Genomic DNA, 18,504 nt, shown 5'->3' with positions numbered 1-18,504 from the left:
TCCGGACGGGTTCGCTGTCACATGAAAATTTCATTGAAATTCAGTTCAATAGCGATGTATGACTAGAATGTGAATGAACCGTCTCTTGCGTGTGACAGCCATTCCTGATCGCCCCGACTTGTGCATAAGGATTTCTAAGTCATCGTCGCGGCAGGCTCCTGCCCGGGGCAGATCATGATAGAGGGGTACCGGTCCGGACGTCCGTGGGCACCACGGTCGGCCGGCATTTGACGGCACCAGTCCTTAGAATCCGCGCTCCGTTTTTGACCCGCCAGCCGTGACCGCCGCCACCACGCCCCATGTCTCCTTCGCCGCGCTGCGCCATCGCGGCTATCGCGCGTATTTCGTTCTGTCTGCGCTGGTGATGATGGCCGACAGCATCGAGCACGTGATCAGCTACTGGGTCATTTTCCAGAAATTCCACTCGCCGGCGCTGGGCGGCTTCGCCGTGGTGTCGCACTGGCTGCCGTACCTGCTGTTTTCGGTCGGCTCCGGGGCCCTGGCCGATCGTGTCGACCCGCGGCGCATGATCCAGCTCGGCATGTGCCTGTTCATGGGCGTGTCGATCGTCTGGGGCCTGCTGTTCCTGAGCGGCGGTCTGCAACTCTGGCATGCGGCCGTGCTGCTGATCGTGCACGGCTGCGCCGGCGTGCTCTGGGGGCCGCCGTCGCAGCTGCTCCTGCACGACATCGTCGGTCGCGAGCACCTGCAGAGCGCGGTGCGCCTGAACGCGACGGCACGCCAGCTCGGCCTGTTGATGGGGCCGGCGGTCGGCGGCGCATTCCTGCTGCTGTTCGGCCCGAATTTCGGGATTCTGGTCAATGCCGCGCTGTATCTGCCGTTCATCATCTGGCTCGCGACCGCGCCCTACGGGCCGAAATTCCGCGCCGCCGGCACCGTTGTCGCGCAACGGGCGGTGCGCAGCATCGGCGACATCCTGAGCGCGATCGGCGAGATCGCCCGCCATCGCGTGATTCTCGCCATGACGATGCTGGCCGGCGCTGCCTCGCTGTGCATCGGCAACGCCTACCAGGCACAGATGCCGGGCTTCGCCACCGATCTCGGGCATGGCCATGTCGACTTCTCGTACAGCGCCCTGCTCGCCGCCGACGCCGCCGGGGCGCTGATTGCCGGCTTCGTGCTGGAAAGCCGCGGCCTGCTGCCGGCGCGCCCCGGCACGGCCTGCCTGCTGGCGATGATCTGGTGCCTCGCGCTCGGCAGCTTCGCGGTTTCGACGCACTATCCGCTCGCCCTGCTGCTGCTGTTTGTCGCCGGCTTCGTCGAGTTGTCGTTCAATTCGATGGCGCAGACGCTCGTTCAGCTCCACGCGCCGGCCGAGATGCGCGGGCGTGCGATCGGCGTCTACAACATGTTCGCGATGGGCATGCGCACGTTCAGCGGCGTCAGCGTCGGCCTGCTCGGCGCCCGTATCGGTATCCATGCCTCGCTCGCGACCAGCGCCGTGTTGCTGTTCGTGCTGGTCGGCGCGCTGATGTGGACCAGCCGTGCCGGCGGCGGTTCGCGCGCTCCGTGCTAGGTGCGCGATCGGCATGGCTGGCGCAACCCGGCCCTTGACGGGCGCCTTGCATCGCACGCGGCCGCAAATGCAAGCTGACGATACATCCGGACAAGCGCACGGCCCTGCCGATGCCGGGCACCGACCTTCAGCGAGGCACAGCGGCGAATGTTCACGAAGCTTCCCCGGTGGGTGGAAGTCGGCGGTTTCTGGCTTGCCGCGATCGCCGGTGCGGTCAATGCGGTCGGCATGCTCGGGTTCCGCCACCAGGCGGTCTCGCATCTCACCGGTACGTCGACGCTGCTGGGGCTGTCGCTGGTCAATTTCGACGGGTCCGAAAGCGCGCACCTGATCCTGATCCTGATTTCCTTCGTGCTCGGTGCCGCGTTCAGTGGCGCCCTGATCGACAACGCGGTGCTGCGGCTCGGGCATCGCTACAGCCTGGCCCTGCTGATAGAGGCCGCGTTGCTGCTGACGGCGATGCGCTGGCTCGATCACGGCGTCGAAGCGGGGCAGTTCCTTGCGTCCGCCGCCTGCGGTCTGCAGAACGGCATGGTCAGCACCTACAGCGGGGCCACGGTGAGAACCACGCACGTCTCCGGACTGTTCACCGATCTCGGCACCATGCTCGGTGCGCGCCTGCGCGGCCATCCGCTCGATACGCGCAAGGCCCTGCTCTTCCTGCTGCTGATTTCCGGGTTCATCCTCGGCGGCGCGATCGGTGCGTTCAGCTACCGGCAGCTGCGCTTCTCGACCCTGGCGATTCCTGCCGCCGGCGCGATCCTGCTGGCGCTGGTCAATTCGATCTATGTCGGCCGTGGCGGCGGGCGATGAGCCCTGCCGCCGCCGCGATCACGAGGCGCGGCGGCGCACGTCGCCTTCATCCTTCAGCGAGAACGGCGTGAAGTTGGTGTCGGCGTCGTAGGTGTCGACACCTTCCGCCCGCTTCAGACCGTTGACGACCAGATACGTCAGCGGCGTGAGTACGACTTCGACGGTGACCTTCATCGAGAAATTGAAGATCACCACGGCGATCAGCGAATGGGTTTCCCAGATGCCCCAGAACGCGATCGGATAGAACAGCATCGAATCGACACCCTGCCCGAACACCGTCGAGCCGATGGTCCGCGTCCACAGCCAGCGGCCCTTGGTCAGCAGCTTCATCTTCGCCATCACGAAGGAATTGACGAAGTCGCCGGCCCAGTACGCGAGCATGCTGGCCGCGACGATGCGCCAGGTATTGCCGAAGACGATTTCGAGCGCCGGCTGCAGCGTGTGATTCCAGGGCTCGTCGGCACTCGGCGTCATGCCGACGACGATGGCCGACATCACGGTGGCGAAGATCATCGCCGCGAAGCCGGCCCAGATTGCGCGGCGCGCGCGCGCATAGCCGTAAACCTCGGTGAGCACGTCACCGAAAATGTAGCTGATCGGGAAGAACAGATTGCCGGCGCCGAAATCGAGATTGCCGAAGTACGGCAGGTTGATCGCGCAGACCTTGCCGGGGCCGATGAGGTTCGAGCACAGCAGCACGGCAACCATGCCGCCAAGCAGGAAATCGTAGTAGCGAAAGCCCGTGACGGGCGCGATCGGCTTGTCATTCATCGATGGCTCGTAAAAGATGTGGCAACTTGAGACGCAGATGCAGGTCGAGTCGGGACCGGAAACCGGACAGTCATCGACTCGTCGCATCGCAGACGCCGCTGCGGCGGCAGCATAGCGCGCGTCGCCTCTGGCGGCGATGAAATCCCCTCGAAACGGACGCAGCTCGATGATCCTCCGCAACCAGGTGCAGCTGATCGCCTACCCCGATCGGCTCGGCGACAATCTTGCCGACCTCCACGATTTCCTCGAAACGCACTGCAAGGGGCGCATCGGTGGCGTGCATGTCCTGCCGCCGTACCCGTCGAATGCCGACGGCGGCTTCTCGCCGCTGACGCACAAGCAGATCGATCCGAAGTACGGCAGCTGGGACGACGTCGAGCGCATATCGTCGAAATACGATCTGTCGCTCGATCTGATGATCAATCACCTGTCGGACGAGTCCGAGGAGTTCAGGGATTTCCTCAGAAACGGCTACGCCTCCGAGCATGCCGATCTGTTCGTGCACGTCGACCAGCTCGGCGACATCAGTCCGGACGACCTGGCAAAGATCCACATCCGCAAGGAAAAGGAACCGTTTCGCGAAGTCACCTTCGGCGACGGCAGCAAGGGGCGCGTCTGGTGCACGTTCACCGAACGGCAGATCGACCTCAACTACAACTCGCCGAAGACCTATGCGCTGATGGAGGACTACATCAAGTTCCTTACCGCGCGCGGCGTCAAGCTGTTCCGCCTCGATGCCTTCGGCTACACGACCAAGAAGATCGGCACGAGCTGCTTTCTCGTCGAACCCGATGTCTACGACATCCTCAAGTGGATCGACGCACTGGCGCGCGAACACGGCGCCGAAACGCTGCCGGAAGTGCACGATCACGCGAGCTACCAGTACGCGATTTCGCTGCACGGCATGCACCCGTACGGGTTCGCGCTCGCGCCGCTGCTGCTCTACTCGCTGCTCGACGCCAACAGCATCTATCTGAAGCAGTGGCTGCGCATGTGCCCGCGCAACCAGATCACCGTGCTCGACACGCACGACGGCATCTGCATCCCCGACGTCGAAGGCGTGCTGCCGAAGGCCGAGATCCAGGCCGTGATCGACAATGTTTCGGCGCGCAGTGCCGATCCGATCCTGCGGCGTTCGGCCGCGAACGTGCACAGCGTCGGCGCCATCTACCAGCTGACCTGCACCTACTACGACGCCCTCAAGCGCAACGACGATGCCTATATCTGCGCGCGCGCGATCCAGTTCTTCGCGCCCGGCATTCCGCAGGTCTATTACGTTGGTCTGCTCGCCGGCCAGAACGATCACGAACTGATGGATGCCAGCGGCGAGCTGCGCGACATCAATCGCCATCACTACAGCAAGGACGAAATCGCCGAAGCGGTGAAACAGCCGGTGGTGCGCCGCCTGTTCAAGCTGATGGAATTCCGCAGCAGCTATCCGGCCTTCAACGGCGTGTTCCATCTGCAGTATTCGAACGACAGCAATGTCGCGATGTGCTGGCGCGACGGCACGCATACCTGCGAGTTGTTCGTCGATCTGAATTTCAAGAAGGCGACCGTGCGTTACATCGACCAGAAGTCCGGGCGCTGGCTGACGACGCGGCTCTGACCCGGAGGGACCACCTCACCTCGATGGCAGCGGCGGCGATCGCGTGACCGCGGCGAAACGGCGAACGCACCGTGAGGCGGATCACAATCCCGGCGCGGCGTCGGCGTAGAGTCGCAGCGTGCCCTGCGACCGGGAGTCCAGCTGCCATGCCCAAGACGATACCGCCGCCGCTGCGGAGTGAACACGAACCGCAGCACTCGAACAGCCGGAACGACGCCGGCCGTCGCGCGCAGGTCGGACGTGCCGGCGGCGCGCCGGGACCACGTGCGCCCGCTGCGCGGTTCGCGTCGGGGGGGCAGCGGTTCCCCGAGGGTCCGCACGATCCCTGAAATCTCGATGCCGGCACGGCTGCTCAGGCCGCGGGGCCTGCCGGCATTCCTCGGGACCGCGGAGCTTGGGGATGCTCATGACACTTGCAGCACCGTATTACCCGATCATCTACGTGCGCGGTTATGCGATGACGCAGAGCGAGATCGACGATACCAGCGCCGATCCGTTCTGCGGGTTCAACCTCGGTTCGACCGTGTTTCGCGCGACGGCCGACTACGATCGTGCCCGCAAGTTCGTGTTCGAATCGCCGATGGTGCGACTCGCGACCGACTTCAACTATCGCGACGTCTTCGAGAATGGCCACGACATCGTCGACGACGACTGGCCGGACAATCGCTTTCTCGACCCGCGCAGCGTCATCATCTTCCGCTATTACGAACAGGCTTCGAAGCTGCTCGGCAGCGGCAAGACCCCGTCGATCGAGAAGTTCGCGCAGGATCTCGACAAGCTCGTGCTGCGCGTGCGCGATCTGGTCTGCGGCAACCCCGATTCGCCTGGCGATCCCGACCGCTTCCGCTGCCATCTCGTCGCGCACTCGATGGGCGGACTGGTGGTGCGCGCATTCCTGCAGAACGTGAAACTCGGTTCGGCAGCCGCGCGGCGGTGCGTCGACAAGGTCTTCACCTACGCCACGCCGCACAACGGCATCGACGTTGCCGGCGTCAACGTGCCGAAGTGGCTGACGCTGAACGACATCAGCAATTTCGACCGCGCGCGCATGGCCGACTATCTCGATCTCAAGACGCAGTTCAAGAAGACCGGCCGCGTCGACTGGCTGCCGCAGGACGGCGCTGCGGCGTTTCCGGCATCGCGCGTGTTCTGCATGATCGGCACCAACCGCAGCGACTACGAAGTGGCGGCCGGCGCGGCGCGGACCTTCGTCGGCCACGGCAGCGACGGTCTGGTGCGCATCGAGAATGCCTCGCTGGCGGGCTTCGACAAGGAGGGTGTCGAGAGTCCCTGCGCGCGCGCCTACACCTACCGCTCGCACTCCGGGTATTTCGGCATCGTCAACAGCGAGGAGGCCTACCAGAACCTCGTGCGCTTCCTGTTCGGCGACACGCGCGCCGACATCTGGCTCGATGTCGACGGCGTGACGCTGCCGAAGGCGATCGCCGACAAGGCCGGCGTCTCGGCGCTGTACCAGTTCGAAATGCTCGCATCGGTGCGCGGCAAGGCCTGGACCCTGAGCCGCCGTGTTGCCGAAGAGGATTCGGTGGCATGCCGCACGCATCAGCAGCTGACGACGCCGCAACAGCCCGGCGATCGCACGGTGTACCTGAGTACCGTGTTTCTCGACAAACGCTGGCGCAGTCCGGCGATCACCGACGACTCGGTCGCCTATCGGGTGGTGCTGAATGCGCGCACGCCGGACTACGAAATCGAGCGCAAGCTCTGGCTCGACCAGCACTACGAAGGCGCGACCCTGTTCCGCAGCGCCCTGCTCATCGAACTGTTTCCGCCGAAGAGCGCGGACGAACAGTGGGCGGTCTATTACGCCTGGGAAGACAGCAAGAACCCGACGGATGCCCGCAGCAAGGTCGCGGCCGACGATCTGTTGTTCAAGGACGGCCAGCTGACGATCAGCTTTCCGTTCGACAGCGGCGGCGCACCGGGCATCAAGGGACGGCTGCGCTTTCTGGTCTCGACATGGAACGGCTGAGGCCGACTCCCGGACCGCATCAACGAAAAGGCCGCCCCGAGGCGGCCTTTTCCATTTGAATCCGACGCCGCTTCAGTGACCGCCTTCCAGCGACTTCACCGCCTGGATCATCGCGACCATGACCTTCTGCGCGTCGCCGTAGACCATGTTGGTGTTGTCGCGGAAGAACAGCTCGTTCTCGACCCCGGAGTAGCCCTTGCCCTGGCCGCGCTTGACGACGTAGACCTGTTTGGCCTGGTCGACGTTGAGAATCGGCATGCCGTAGATCGGGCTGGACTTGTTGGTCCGCGCCGCCGGATTCACGGTGTCGTTGGCGCCGATCACGATCGCCACGTCGGCTTCCTTGAACTCGCCGTTGATGTCTTCCATGTCGTAGATGATGTCGTACGGCACGCCGGCCTCGGCGAGCAGCACGTTCATGTGGCCCGGCATGCGGCCGGCGACCGGGTGGATCGCGAACTTCACATCGACGTCGTTGGCCTGCAGCAGCTTCACGAACTCGTAGAGCTTGTGCTGCGCCTGCGCCACCGCCAGGCCGTAGCCCGGCGCGATGATGACCTTGCTCGCGTAGCGCATGTTGATGCCGGCGTCGCCGGCGTCGACCGGCTTCATGCTGCCGCTGATCTCGCCCTGACCCTCGTCGCCGGCGGCGCCGAAGTTCGAGAACAGCACGTTCGACACCGAGCGGTTCATGGCCTTGGCCATCAGCAGCGTCAGCAGCGTACCGGCCGAACCGACCACCATGCCGGCGATCATCAGCGCCGGATTGTTCAGCACGTAGCCTTCGAAGCCGACCGCGAGCCCCGTGAACGCGTTGTACAGCGAGATCACGACCGGCATGTCGGCGCCGCCGATCGGCATCGTCATCATCACGCCGTAGAACAGCGCGAGCGCGAAGAACGCGGCGAGCACACCGACCGACACCGCGCCGTGCGAATAGACCACGAACGCGCCGATCGCCACCAGCACCAGCAGCAGCGTGCCGTTGATCGCCTGCAGGCCCTTGAGGCGCAGGGTCTTGTCGATGCGGCCGTCGAGCTTGCCCCAGGCGATCAGCGAGCCCGCCAGCGAGATCGAGCCGATCAGGCCGCCGAGCACGGCGAGGCCGAGGCCGACGCCGACATGCGCCTTGTGGCCGAACAGTTCGATCGCCGCGATCGCCGCTGCCGCGCCGCCGCCCATGCCGTTGTAGAGCGCGACCATCTGCGGCATCGCGGTCATCGCGACCTTCTTGCCGCTCCACCACGCCCAGCCCAGGCCGAGCGCGAGGGCGATCACCGCGAGCGTGATGTTGGTGGTCAGCAGCGGACGCGCTTCCGGCTCGACATCGAGCGTGTACAGGAAGCTCGCCGCGACGGCGATGACCATGCCCCAGCCGGCGACGACGATGCCGGAGCGCGCCGTGACCGGCGAGCTCATGCGCTTGAGGCCGTAGATGAACAGGAACGCCGCGAGGAAATAGCTCGCGTCGATGATCAATGCTGCATTCATGGTTTTCCCCTTAGCCCTTCTTCTTGTCGGAAGGCTTGAACATTTCAAGCATGCGTTCGGTCACGACATAGCCGCCGGCCGCGTTGCCGGCGCCAAGCAGCACGCCGACGAAGCCGATGACTTCCTGCAGCGTGGTCGAGGCGTTGAGCAGCGCCCAGAGCGCGCCGACGACGACGATGCCGTGAATGAAGTTCGAGCCGGACATCAGCGGCGTGTGCAGGATCGACGGCACGCGGCCGATGATCTCGAAGCCGGTGAACGCCGCGAGCATGAAGATGTAGAGGGCGACGAAGCCCGTCAGGATGGTGGTGGTGTATTCCATGTTCATTCCCTAAGTCCGTGACTCCCTTTCCCTCACATCGTGGGGGAGAGGGTCGGGGTGAGGGGCGGCTCGTTCGCCGACCAACCCCTCACCCTAACCCTCTCCCCTCGTACGAGGGGAGAGGGAACGTTCAGTTGCTTTCTACTGCTTTCTTGGCCGCTTCGTTCTTGATGTCGCCGCCATGCGTCAGCGCGGTCTTGGCGATGATCTCGTCGCCCCAGTCGAGTGCAATCGCGCCGTCCTTGACGAACAGCTCGATCAGGTTGAACTGGTTCTTCGCGTACAGCTCGGAGGCGTGCTCGGCGAGCAGCGACGGCACGTTGAGCGGCGCGACGATCGTCACCTGACCGACCTGCACGGTTTCACCCGGCTTCGTGTACTCGCAGTTGCCGCCGCCCTCGGCGGCGAGATCGACGATCACCGCGCCGTTCTTCATGCCGTCGACCTGCGCCTTGCTGATCAGCTTCGGCGACGGCCGGCCCGGAATCGCGGCCGTGGTGATGATCAGGTCCGCCTGCTGGATGTGCTTGGTGACCACCGCGGCGATCTTGTCCTTTTCTTCCTGCGTCAGCTCGCGCGCATAACCGCCTTCGCCGCGCGCATCGACGCCGGTGTCGACGAACTTCGCGCCCAGCGATTCGGCCTGTTCCTTGGTCTCCGGTCGCACGTCGTAGCCTTCGGTCATCGCGCCGAGGCGACGCGCCGTGGCCAGCGCCTGCAGGCCGGCGACACCGAGGCCCATGACCAGGCATTTGGCCGGGCGGATCGAGCCGACGGCGGTGGTCATCATCGGCAGGATGCGCGCGAGATTGGTCGAGCCCAGCAGCGCCGAGTAGTAACCGGACAGCGCGGCCTGCGACGACAGCGCGTCCATCGCCTGCGCGCGCGAGATACGCGGCACCAGTTCCATCGCGAAGCAGGTGATCTTCTTGTCGCGCAGCAGCTTGGTCAGCTCCGGCTCCTTGTGCGCATAGACGAAGGACAGCAGCACGCTGCCATCCTTCATCGCGTCGACCACGTCCATCGCCGGCGGCTGCACCGACACGACGATGTCGGCATCGCCGACCAGACCCTGAGGGTTGGCGGCGAACGTGACGTTCTTGTACGCGGAATCGGGAATCCGGCTGGCGGCACCGGCGTCGGACTGCATGTGAATCTCGCAGCCCAGCTTGATCAGTTTGTCAGCGACGGCAGGGACGAGCGCCACACGGCGTTCGTTCGCGCGAGTCTCCTTCAGCACGGCAATTTTGACCGGCATGTTCGAATGCTCCAGAGCGCAAAACTCGAAAATCTGAATATTGGACGCCGATCGGACCCCTTTCTAGAGCGGGATTTGCCGACGCGGGCGGGCTGCAAGTCTAGCGGAACGACTAGGGAATAACACCCAAGTGGCCGGATTCCCGGTGAATGTCCGGAATCGTCGTCTTGCGGTCACAAATGGCGGCCCTGCGGCGTGACGGCAAGCGGCCTCGGGCGCCGATGCGCGGGCGCTGGACGCAGGGTCCGCAGGGGCGCACGATCAGCGGCCGGAGGTGTTTCGTGAATGCTGATCCTCAGCAAGAGGTGTCGCGACCGGCGGTCCTGCAGGACGCGTCGCTGCTGATCGCGCAGTCCAAATACTTCCTGCCGGGCGAGGATCTCGACGGCATGCGATGGCGCCTCGCCCGCGCCCTGGCCGCTCCGGAAGCACAGCCGCAGCGCTGGGAAACGGCCTTCCATCGCGCCTTGCAGCATGCCTGCCCGGGCGGCCGCATCATGGCCAATGCCGGCGCCGAACGGTGGAAGTCGAATGTCTCGACCATCAATTGCACGGTCTCGCAGACGCTCGACGATTCGATGGCCGGCATCATGCAGGCCGCCAGCGAGGCGGCGCTGACGCTGAAGGCCGGCTGCGGCATCGGTTACGACTTCACGACCCTGCGGCCGCGCGGCGCCCATGTGTCCGGCGCCGGCGCCGAAACCTCCGGGCCACTGTCGTTCATGGACGTGTTCGATGCGGTTTGCCGCACGGTTTCGAGCGCCGGCGGCCGGCGCGGCGCGCAAATGGCCTGCCTCGACATCAGCCATCCCGACGTCGAAGCCTTCATCACCGCCAAGCGCGAGGTCGGCCGGCTGCGCGCCTTCAATCTTTCGGTGCTGATCACCGACGCCTTCGTCGCCGCCGTGCGTCAGGACGCCGACTGGCCGCTGGTGTTTCCGGCCTTCCGTCACGAACTCGATACCCGGCCGGTACTGTGGCGACACTGGCCGGCGCGCGACGCCAACTTCACGGTCAACGAGCGCGGCGAAACCTGCTGCCGCATCTACCGCTCGGTACCGGCGCGTGCGCTCTGGGATCTGGTGATGCGTTCGACCTACGCGTACTCCGATCCGGGCTTCATCCTGATCGACGAGTGCAATCGCATGAATCCGCTGTGGTTCAGCGAGGAGATCCGCGCGACCAATCCCTGCGGCGAACAACCCCTGCCGCCGCATGGCGCCTGCCTGCTGGGCTCGATCGATCTGGCGAGCTTCGTCCGCCAGGCGTTCACGCCGCAGGCGCACTTCGACTTCGACGGCTACGCCGATACCGTGCGCGTCTTCGCCCGCATGCTCGACAACGTCTGCGACATCAGCGGTCTGCCGTTGCGCGAACAGCGCGACGAGATCGTGCGCAAGCGGCGTCACGGCATGGGCTATTTCGGGCTCGGCTCGACGCTGACGATGCTCGGCCAGCGTTACGGCTCGCCGGCGTCGATCGATTTCACGGCGAAGGTGACGCAGCGGCTCGCGCTCGAGAACTGGCGTGCCGCGCTCGAACTCGCGAAGGAAAAAGGGCCGGCGCCCGCGCTGGCCGAATCCGTCGAACTGATGCCGGCGCATCTGCAGCGCAATCCCGCGCTCGCGCGCGACGGCCACAAGGCCGGCGATCGCCTGCCGGCGCGGGTCCTGCACGCACGCTATTCGGTGCACCTGCAGCGCATCGCCGGCCTCGACCCGGTGCTCGTCGATGCGCTCGCCGAAACCGGCGCGCGCTACACGCACGCGACCTCGATCGCGCCGACCGGCACGATGTCCGCGTCGGTCGGCAACAACGCCAGCAACGGCATCGAGCCGTCGTTCGCGCACAGCTACATCCGCAACATGATCGTGCCGGGCGAGCGCGCCAAGCGCGCCCTGCGCATGGAATCGCTGGAGCTGCAGCGCTACCGCGCGCTGGTCGATCCGAAGGCCGATCCCGCGAAGCTGCCGCCGATCTTCGTCACCGCGGCGGACATCGAGCCGAAGGCGCACGTCGACATCCAGGCCGCCGCCCAGACCTGGATCGACTCGTCGATCTCCAAGACCATCAACGTGCCGAGCGCCATCGCGTTCGAAGATTTCAAGGACATCTATCTGTACGCGATCGAGCGCGGGCTGAAAGGCTGCACGACGTTCCGCTTCAATCCGGAAGCGCATCAGGGCGTGCTCGTGCAGGACGCCGACCTGGCCGCGACCCGCTACGAATTCCGCATGGCGGACGGCTCGACACTGCAGCTTGCCGGCGACGCCGAGATCGAATACGAGGGCGGTCGCTACACCGCCGCCAATCTCTACGACGCCCTCAAGGAAGGGCAATACGGGAAATTCTGATGGCGACGAAAAACGACAAGCCGGTTCGGGTCACGCAGAAGATCGTCGGCTGGTCGGTGCTGCGCGAACCCGCGAACGACGCGGCCGCCGACATCGATCCGCTGAGTCTGCGCATCGATCGCCGCGAAGAGGGCAGCTGGCAATCGGTCACCACCAAGATCAACCTGACCTCGGCCAGCGGCAGCAAGACCCTGTATTTCGTCATCGGCTTCGGCGTGGTCTGCGGACGCCTTTCCGGCGAACGCGTCTGCATCGAACGGCCGCTGGAATTCTTCGTGCCCGCCGGCCAGACCGCCGCCGAACACCAGTGGGTCTCGGCGACCATGCGCACGCTGTCGCTGGCCGCGCGCGGCGGCTTCCTGGTCAAGGCGCTGGCCGATCTGCGCAAGGTGTCCTGGGATCGTGGCCCGGTCTGGTACGGACGCAGCAAGTCCGGCAAAGGCCTGGTCCACGACTCCGAAGTTGCGGCCATTGCCTGGGCCATCCAGCAGGAGCTGCAGCGCCGCGGCTACCTCGACGAACACGGCAACGAACGGCCGGTCGCCGAGCTGGCCGCGCACTACGCCAACACGCGCGCCTTTCGTGACGCGCCGGCGCGTGATGCCGGGCAATCGCCAGCCGCCGCGCCGATGCCGCCGCTCCCGGGCCTGCTCGCCGAACGCTGTCCGCAGTGCCGCGGCGGCATGGCGATGAAGGACGGCTGCCCGACCTGTCTGGATTGCGGCTGGTCGAAGTGCGGGTGACGGCGGTCGACGACCGGCTCAGGCAGTGCCGGTCACCGCGCGTTCGCAGAAATCGACGATCGCGCCGACCAGCGCCTTGTCCTGCCGGCGCCTGGCGCTGTGTTCGGTGGGCCGGACCAGCGCCTCGGTAAACGCGCCGACCACGCAGGCGGCGCTGACATCGACCGACTGCTTCGGAAATTCGCCGCTGGCGATGCCCTGGCGCAAGACGCGCTTGAATACGTCGCTGAACTCGCGACGGCAGAGGATGCGCGCGGCCTCGACCTCCGGATCGGCCGGTTCGGCGATGAAGGCATAAGCCAGGTGCGGACCCTGCAGGGCGCGCCGCGCGAAGGATTCCACCGCGGCGCGCAGGCGTTCGCCGGCGCTGCCATCACCATCGACGATCGCCAGCAGGATGTCGCATTCGTGACGGACCGCCGAGCTGAGCACTTCGATGAACAACGCCGACTTGGACGGGAAATAGCGGTAGATCGCGCCGGTCGACAGCCCCGAAACTTCGGCCACGGCATTGATCGACGCGGCGCGGAAGCCGCCCCTGGCGACCAGCTGGCGCGCCGACGCGAGGATGCGCTGCCGGTTTTCCGCCAATCGCTCCTGCATCAGGGCCGAACGCTGATAAGCCATGTCTCGATCGCCATTTATGAATCGTGATTATTTTAGTGAATAGTGTTTCACTTTTTTCCGATTGCGCATAGACTGCCGCGGCCGTTGCCGGAATTCCAGGCGCATGCCGGGACCGCAGGCGGCACCGAAATACCACATGCGGCGGCGATGCGTCGCCCGGAGTCTGCGCCACCATGAACCATCCGTCCCTCAATTTCGATCTGGGCGAAGACATCGACCAGCTGCGCGATGCGGTGCAGGTTTTTGCCCGCCGCGAAGTCGCGCCGCTGGCCGCACAGGCCGATCGCGACAATGCGTTCCCGAACGCGCTGTGGCCGAAGTTCGGCGAGCTCGGCATCCTCGGCCTGACCGTCGAGGAGGAATACGGCGGCACCAACATGGGTTATCTCGCGCACGTCGTGGCGATGGAAGAGATCTCGCGCGCCTGCTCGGCAATCGGCCTGTCGTATGGCGCGCACTCGAATCTGTGCGTGAACCAGTTGCGCAAGAACGGCAACGAGGCGCAGAAACACAAGTACCTGCCGAAGCTGATTTCCGGCGAGCACATCGGCGCGCTGGCGATGAGCGAGCCGGGCGCCGGATCGGACGTCGTCAGCATGAAGCTGCGCGCCGACCGTAAGGGCGACCGCTACGTGCTGAACGGCAACAAGATGTGGATCACCAACGGGCCGGATGCCGACACCCTGATCGTCTACGCGAAGACCGACGTGGCCGCCGGCTCGAAAGGCATCACCGCCTTCATCATCGAGAAGGGCTTCAAGGGCTTTTCGACGGCACAGAAGCTCGACAAGCTCGGCATGCGCGGCTCCAACACCTGCGAACTGGTGTTCCAGGACTGCGAAGTGCCGGAAGAAAATGTGCTCGGTACGGTCGGCCGTGGCGTGCAGGTGCTGATGTCCGGCCTCGACTTCGAGCGCGTCGTCCTGTCCGGCGGCCCGCTCGGCATCATGGCCGCCTGCCTCGACACCGTCGTGCCGTATCTGCACGAGCGCAGGCAGTTCGGGCAAAGCATCGGTGAATTCCAGCTGATGCAAGGCAAGCTCGCCGACATGTACGTCGGCTTCAACGTCTGCCGCGCGTATGTCTACGCCGTCGCCAAGGCCTGCGACCGCGGCGAGACCACGCGCAAGGATGCCGCCGGCGCGATTCTCTATTCGGCCGAGAAGGCGACCTGGATGGCCGGCGAATCGATACAGGCGCTGGGCGGCAACGGCTACATCAATGAATTTCCGACCGGGCGCCTGTGGCGCGACGCCAAGCTCTACGAGATTGGCGCTGGTACCTCGGAAATCCGCCGCATGCTGATTGGCCGCGAACTTTTCCACGAAACGAAGTAACGAGATCCCCTGATGCCTGCCATCAAATCCAAGCTGCGCACCGGCGCCGACGACTTCAAGGCCAATGCCGCGGCGCTGAAGGCACAGGTCGACGCTCTGCGCGAGCTCACCGCGCAGACGGCGCTCGGCGGTTCCGCGGCTGCGCGCGCGAAGCACACCGCGCGCGGCAAGCTGCTGCCGCGCGAGCGCATCGACACCCTGCTCGATCCGGGCTCGCCGTTTCTCGAGCTGTCGCCACTCGCAGCCCATGGCATGTACAACAACGAGATCGCCAGCGGCGGTGTCGTCGCCGGCATCGGCAGCATCAGCGGCCGCGAGTGCGTGATCGTCGCCAATGACGCCACCGTCAAGGGCGGCACCTACTACCCGATCACCGTCAAGAAGCATCTGCGTGCGCAGGAAGTGGCGCGAGAGAATCGCCTGCCCTGTGTCTATCTGGTCGATTCCGGCGGCGCCTTCCTGCCGATGCAGGACGAGGTGTTTCCGGACCGCGACCATTTCGGCCGCATCTTCTACAACCAGGCCAATCTCTCGGCGCTGGGCATTCCGCAAATCGCCTGCGTGATGGGCTCGTGCACGGCCGGCGGTGCCTACGTGCCGGCGATGAGCGACGAGACCGTCATCGTCAGGAATCAGGGCACGATCTTTCTCGGCGGTCCGCCGCTGGTGAAGGCGGCGACCGGCGAAGTGGTGAGCGCCGAGGACCTCGGCGGCGCCGACGTGCACACGCGCATTTCCGGCGTCGCCGATCACTTCGCCGAGAACGATCACCATGCGCTGGCGCTGGTGCGCAACATCGTCTCGCATCTCAACATCCGCAAGCAGGTCTCCCTCGATCTGCAGAGCCCGGAGGCGCCGCTCTACGATCCGGACGAGATCTATGGTGTCGTGCCGGCCGACACGCGCAAGCCCTACGACGTGCGCGAGATCATCGCCCGCATCGTCGACGGTTCGCGCCTCGACGAGTTCAAGGCGCGCTATGGCAGCACACTGATCACCGGCTTCGCGCACATTCACGGCTACCCGGTCGGCATCGTCGCCAACAACGGCATCCTGTTCTCGGAATCCGCGCAGAAGGGCGCGCACTTCATCGAACTCTGCGCGCAGCGCGGCATTCCGCTGGTGTTCCTGCAGAACATTTCCGGCTTCATGGTCGGCCGCAAGTACGAGAACGGCGGCATCGCCAAGGACGGCGCCAAGATGGTGACGGCCGTGGCAACCGCGCAGGTGCCCAAATTCACGGTGCTGATCGGCGGCTCGTTCGGCGCCGGCAACTACGGCATGTGCGGCCGCGCGTACTCGCCGCGCTTCCTGTGGAGCTGGCCGAACTCGCGCATCTCGGTGATGGGCGGCGAACAGGCGGCCAGCGTGCTGGCCACCGTGCGCCGCGACGGCCTCGAGTCCCAGGGCAAGACCTGGAGCATCGAGGACGAAGAGAAATTCAAGGCGCCGACCCGCCAGCAGTTCGAGTTGCAGAGCCACCCGTACTACGCGACCGCGCGGCTCTGGGACGATGGCATCGTTGATCCGGCGCAGACGCGTCGCACGCTCGGCCTCGGCCTGTCCGCCGCGCTGAACGCACCCATCGCCCCGACGCGCTTCGGCGTGTTCCGCATGTAAAGCCGAGGCGCACGCTCATGTTCACGAAAATCCTCATTGCGAACCGCGGCGAGATCGCCTGCCGCGTCATCAAGACCTGCCGGCGTCTCGGCATCCGCACGGTCGCCGTCCATTCGGAAGCCGATGCCGGCGCGCGTCATGTGCGGCTCGCCGACGAGGCGTATTGCGTCGGTCCGGCGGCCTCGCGCGACAGCTATCTGCGCGCCGATCGCATCCTCGAAGTCGCCAGGCGCAGCGGCGCACAGGCAGTACATCCGGGCTACGGCTTCCTGTCCGAAAACGAAGGTTTCGCGCGCGCCTGCGCCGACGCCGGCATCGTCTTCATCGGTCCGCCGGTGACGGCAATCCAGGCCATGGGTTCGAAATCCGCCGCCAAGGCGCTGATGCAGGCGGCCAAGGTGCCGCTGGTGCCCGGCTATCACGGCGATGACCAGGACCCGAAGCTGCTGCAGCGCGAGGCAGACCGCATCGGCTATCCGGTGCTGATCAAGGCCAGCGCCGGCGGCGGCGGCAAGGGCATGCGCATTGTCGAACGCAGCGAAGATTTCGCAGCCGCGCTCGCCTCCTGCCAGCGCGAAGCCGCGGCGTCGTTCGGCGACGAGCGCGTGCTGCTCGAGAAATATCTGCAGCGTCCGCGACATATCGAGATCCAGGTCTTCGGTGACACGCAAGGTCATATCGTCAGCCTGTACGAGCGTGACTGTTCCGCGCAGCGCCGCCACCAGAAGGTCGTCGAGGAGGCGCCGGCACCGAGCATCGACGCCCCGCGCCGTGCCGAGATGGGCAAGGCGGCCTGCGATGCGGCGCGCGCCGTCGGTTATGTCGGTGCCGGCACAGTCGAGTTCATCGCCGACCAGGATGGCGCGTTCTACTTCATGGAAATGAACACGCGCCTGCAGGTCGAGCATCCGGTGACCGAGATGATCACCGGCCTTGATCTTGTCGAGTGGCAGCTGCGCGTCGCCAGCGGCGAAGCGCTGCCGCTGACGCAGGGCGAGATTCCGTTGCGCGGCCATGCCATCGAAGTGCGCATCTACGCCGAGGAACCGGACAAGGGCTTCCTGCCGTCGATCGGCACGCTCGCGCATTTCCGCAAGCCGGCCGAGTCGGCTCATGTGCGTGTCGACACCGGCGTCGACGAAGGTGACAGCGTCAGCCCGCACTACGATCCGATGCTGGCCAAGCTGATCGTCTGGGATGAGAACCGCGAGCGCGCGACCGCACGCATGCTCGAAGCGCTCGCAGACTTCCAGATCGCCGGCGTCGGCAACAACATCGCTTTCCTCTCGCGGCTCGTCGATCACGCCGAGTTTCGCGCCGGCATCGTCGACACCGGCCTGATCGAGCGCGAGCGCGCGACCCTGATCCCCGGACCGGCGCCGGCGACCGCGCAAGCCTACGCCGCCGCCAGCCTCTGGGCTGCGGACGCCGAGGCGCGGTCGATCAAGGCGCACAGCCTGTCGGGCGCCGATCCGCATTCGCCGTGGGGCGACGCCGACGGTTGGCGCGTCAATGGCGCGCAGTCGCGCACACTCGAATATCGCGATGGCGAGACCGTGCACGCGCTGCAGCTGCGTTACCGCGGCAACGGCCTGCAGATCGGCGACGACGATGCGGCGATCACCGTACGTGGCAACGGCGCACAGCAGTACGCGCTGAGCGCGCAGCGCTTCGTCGCCAGTGTCGTGCGCGTCGGCGAGCAGCTGCATGTGTTCAGCGACGCGCAGCATCACGTCCTTCATCCGCTCGACCGTCTTGCGCATGCGGCCGACGAGCAGGATGCGCATGGCGGTCTGACGGCGCCCATGCCCGGCAAGATCGTCGCCTTGCCGGCCGTGGTCGGCAGCGAGGTCGAGAAGGGCGCCGCGCTGGTGGTCATGGAGGCGATGAAGATGGAGCACACGCTGGTGGCGCCTGCCAAGGGTTGCGTCGTCGCCTATCTGTGCACGGTCGGCGAACAGGTCAAGGACGGCGCCGAACTCGTCGAGTTCGAGGCGGCGAAATGAGCGCTGCCGGTTTTCGCAGGGGG

The 18,504-nt window shown here is 65.6% G+C and carries 14 protein-coding genes; 9 read left to right on the top strand and 5 right to left on the bottom strand.

The features are described from left to right. Nucleotides 1-277 precede the first annotated feature (277 nt). Together G7Y85_RS16895 and G7Y85_RS16890 are read left to right on the top strand one after the other, a co-directional pair. Nucleotides 278-1,537 (top strand): MFS transporter, encoded by a 1,260-nt coding sequence (locus G7Y85_RS16895; RefSeq protein WP_166260042.1) that lies wholly within the window; start codon nt 278-280, stop codon nt 1,535-1,537. Nucleotides 1,538-1,684: 147 nt separating this feature from the next. Continuing rightward, nucleotides 1,685-2,350 (top strand): YoaK family protein, encoded by a 666-nt coding sequence (locus G7Y85_RS16890; RefSeq protein ID WP_166260039.1) that lies wholly within the window; start codon nt 1,685-1,687, stop codon nt 2,348-2,350. A gap of 18 nt (nt 2,351-2,368) precedes the next feature. On the opposite strand, the gene G7Y85_RS16885 is transcribed toward G7Y85_RS16890, so the two are convergent. After that, complete coding sequence (locus tag G7Y85_RS16885) at nt 2,369-3,121, bottom strand: queuosine precursor transporter (protein ID WP_166260037.1); 753 nt, start codon at nt 3,119-3,121, stop codon at nt 2,369-2,371. Nucleotides 3,122-3,287: 166 nt separating this feature from the next. Here G7Y85_RS16885 and gtfA point away from each other — a divergent pair, with 166 nt between their 5' ends. Together gtfA and G7Y85_RS16875 are read left to right on the top strand one after the other, a co-directional pair. Continuing rightward, complete coding sequence (gene gtfA / locus G7Y85_RS16880; protein WP_166260034.1) at nt 3,288-4,730, top strand: sucrose phosphorylase; 1,443 nt, start codon at nt 3,288-3,290, stop codon at nt 4,728-4,730. A 400-nt stretch (nt 4,731-5,130) separates the two neighbouring features. Further along, nucleotides 5,131-6,723 (top strand): esterase/lipase family protein, encoded by a 1,593-nt coding sequence (locus G7Y85_RS16875; RefSeq protein WP_174839794.1) that lies wholly within the window; start codon nt 5,131-5,133, stop codon nt 6,721-6,723. Nucleotides 6,724-6,795: 72 nt separating this feature from the next. On the opposite strand, the gene G7Y85_RS16870 is transcribed toward G7Y85_RS16875, so the two are convergent. The 3 genes from G7Y85_RS16870 to G7Y85_RS16860 form a co-directional block, all read right to left on the bottom strand. Continuing rightward, a complete protein-coding gene (locus G7Y85_RS16870) occupies nt 6,796-8,214 on the bottom strand; it encodes an NAD(P)(+) transhydrogenase (Re/Si-specific) subunit beta (protein ID WP_166260031.1) in 1,419 nt (472 codons plus the stop codon). Between the two features lie 10 nt (nt 8,215-8,224). Further along, nucleotides 8,225-8,536, bottom strand: a complete 312-nt coding sequence (locus G7Y85_RS16865; protein WP_206675603.1) for an NAD(P) transhydrogenase subunit alpha part 2 — start codon at nt 8,534-8,536, stop codon at nt 8,225-8,227. Between the two features lie 130 nt (nt 8,537-8,666). Next, nucleotides 8,667-9,794, bottom strand: coding sequence for an NAD(P) transhydrogenase subunit alpha (locus tag G7Y85_RS16860; protein WP_166260029.1), 1,128 nt, complete (start codon nt 9,792-9,794; stop codon nt 8,667-8,669). Between the two features lie 221 nt (nt 9,795-10,015). On the opposite strand from G7Y85_RS16860, the gene G7Y85_RS16855 reads away from it, so the two are divergent. Then, nucleotides 10,016-12,148: an adenosylcobalamin-dependent ribonucleoside-diphosphate reductase gene (locus tag G7Y85_RS16855; protein WP_166260521.1), complete on the top strand. Its 2,133-nt coding sequence runs from the start codon at nt 10,016-10,018 to the stop codon at nt 12,146-12,148. Further along, nucleotides 12,148-12,891: a hypothetical protein gene (locus tag G7Y85_RS16850; protein ID WP_206675602.1), complete on the top strand. Its 744-nt coding sequence runs from the start codon at nt 12,148-12,150 to the stop codon at nt 12,889-12,891. Before G7Y85_RS16855 ends, G7Y85_RS16850 begins: the two co-directional genes overlap by 1 nt. Before the next feature lie 18 nt (nt 12,892-12,909). Here the strand turns inward: G7Y85_RS16850 and G7Y85_RS16845 are convergent, their stop codons facing one another. Further along, complete coding sequence (locus G7Y85_RS16845; RefSeq protein ID WP_166260026.1) at nt 12,910-13,518, bottom strand: TetR/AcrR family transcriptional regulator; 609 nt, start codon at nt 13,516-13,518, stop codon at nt 12,910-12,912. Between the two features lie 173 nt (nt 13,519-13,691). On the opposite strand from G7Y85_RS16845, the gene G7Y85_RS16840 reads away from it, so the two are divergent. Genes G7Y85_RS16840 through G7Y85_RS16830 form a run of 3 tightly spaced genes read left to right on the top strand, consistent with a single transcriptional unit; the run spans nt 13,692 to nt 18,481 of the window. Further along, complete coding sequence (locus tag G7Y85_RS16840) at nt 13,692-14,855, top strand: isovaleryl-CoA dehydrogenase (RefSeq protein ID WP_166260024.1); 1,164 nt, start codon at nt 13,692-13,694, stop codon at nt 14,853-14,855. 12 nt (nt 14,856-14,867) lie between these two features. After that, complete coding sequence (locus G7Y85_RS16835) at nt 14,868-16,475, top strand: carboxyl transferase domain-containing protein (protein ID WP_166260021.1); 1,608 nt, start codon at nt 14,868-14,870, stop codon at nt 16,473-16,475. Between the two features lie 17 nt (nt 16,476-16,492). Then, the gene (locus G7Y85_RS16830; RefSeq protein ID WP_166260018.1) at nt 16,493-18,481 is read left to right on the top strand and encodes an acetyl-CoA carboxylase biotin carboxylase subunit; all 1,989 of its coding nucleotides are present in this window, start codon (nt 16,493-16,495) and stop codon (nt 18,479-18,481) included. The last annotated feature ends 23 nt before the right edge of the window (nt 18,482-18,504 follow it).

It is taken from the genome of Solimonas terrae (genome assembly GCF_011067135.1).
GTDB lineage: Bacteria > Pseudomonadota > Gammaproteobacteria > Nevskiales > Nevskiaceae > Solimonas > Solimonas terrae.
This window is presented reverse-complemented; position numbering and strand designations above follow the sequence as displayed.

Bases quoted from the DNA above. Each gene is read 5' to 3' on its own strand.
- G7Y85_RS16890 (WP_166260039.1), top strand. From the start codon at position 1,685: ATGTTCACGAAGCTTCCCCGGTGGGTGGAAGTCGGCGGTTTCTGGCTT.
- G7Y85_RS16885 (WP_166260037.1), bottom strand. From the start codon at position 3,121: ATGAATGACAAGCCGATCGCGCCCGTCACGGGCTTTCGCTACTACGAT.
- gtfA (WP_166260034.1), top strand. From the start codon at position 3,288: ATGATCCTCCGCAACCAGGTGCAGCTGATCGCCTACCCCGATCGGCTC.
- G7Y85_RS16875 (WP_174839794.1), top strand. From the start codon at position 5,131: ATGCTCATGACACTTGCAGCACCGTATTACCCGATCATCTACGTGCGC.
- G7Y85_RS16870 (WP_166260031.1), bottom strand. From the start codon at position 8,214: ATGAATGCAGCATTGATCATCGACGCGAGCTATTTCCTCGCGGCGTTC.
- G7Y85_RS16865 (WP_206675603.1), bottom strand. From the start codon at position 8,536: ATGGAATACACCACCACCATCCTGACGGGCTTCGTCGCCCTCTACATC.
- G7Y85_RS16860 (WP_166260029.1), bottom strand. From the start codon at position 9,794: ATGCCGGTCAAAATTGCCGTGCTGAAGGAGACTCGCGCGAACGAACGC.
- G7Y85_RS16855 (WP_166260521.1), top strand. From the start codon at position 10,016: ATGCGCGGGCGCTGGACGCAGGGTCCGCAGGGGCGCACGATCAGCGGC.
- G7Y85_RS16850 (WP_206675602.1), top strand. From the start codon at position 12,148: ATGGCGACGAAAAACGACAAGCCGGTTCGGGTCACGCAGAAGATCGTC.
- G7Y85_RS16845 (WP_166260026.1), bottom strand. From the start codon at position 13,518: ATGGCTTATCAGCGTTCGGCCCTGATGCAGGAGCGATTGGCGGAAAAC.
- G7Y85_RS16840 (WP_166260024.1), top strand. From the start codon at position 13,692: ATGAACCATCCGTCCCTCAATTTCGATCTGGGCGAAGACATCGACCAG.
- G7Y85_RS16835 (WP_166260021.1), top strand. From the start codon at position 14,868: ATGCCTGCCATCAAATCCAAGCTGCGCACCGGCGCCGACGACTTCAAG.
- G7Y85_RS16830 (WP_166260018.1), top strand. From the start codon at position 16,493: ATGTTCACGAAAATCCTCATTGCGAACCGCGGCGAGATCGCCTGCCGC.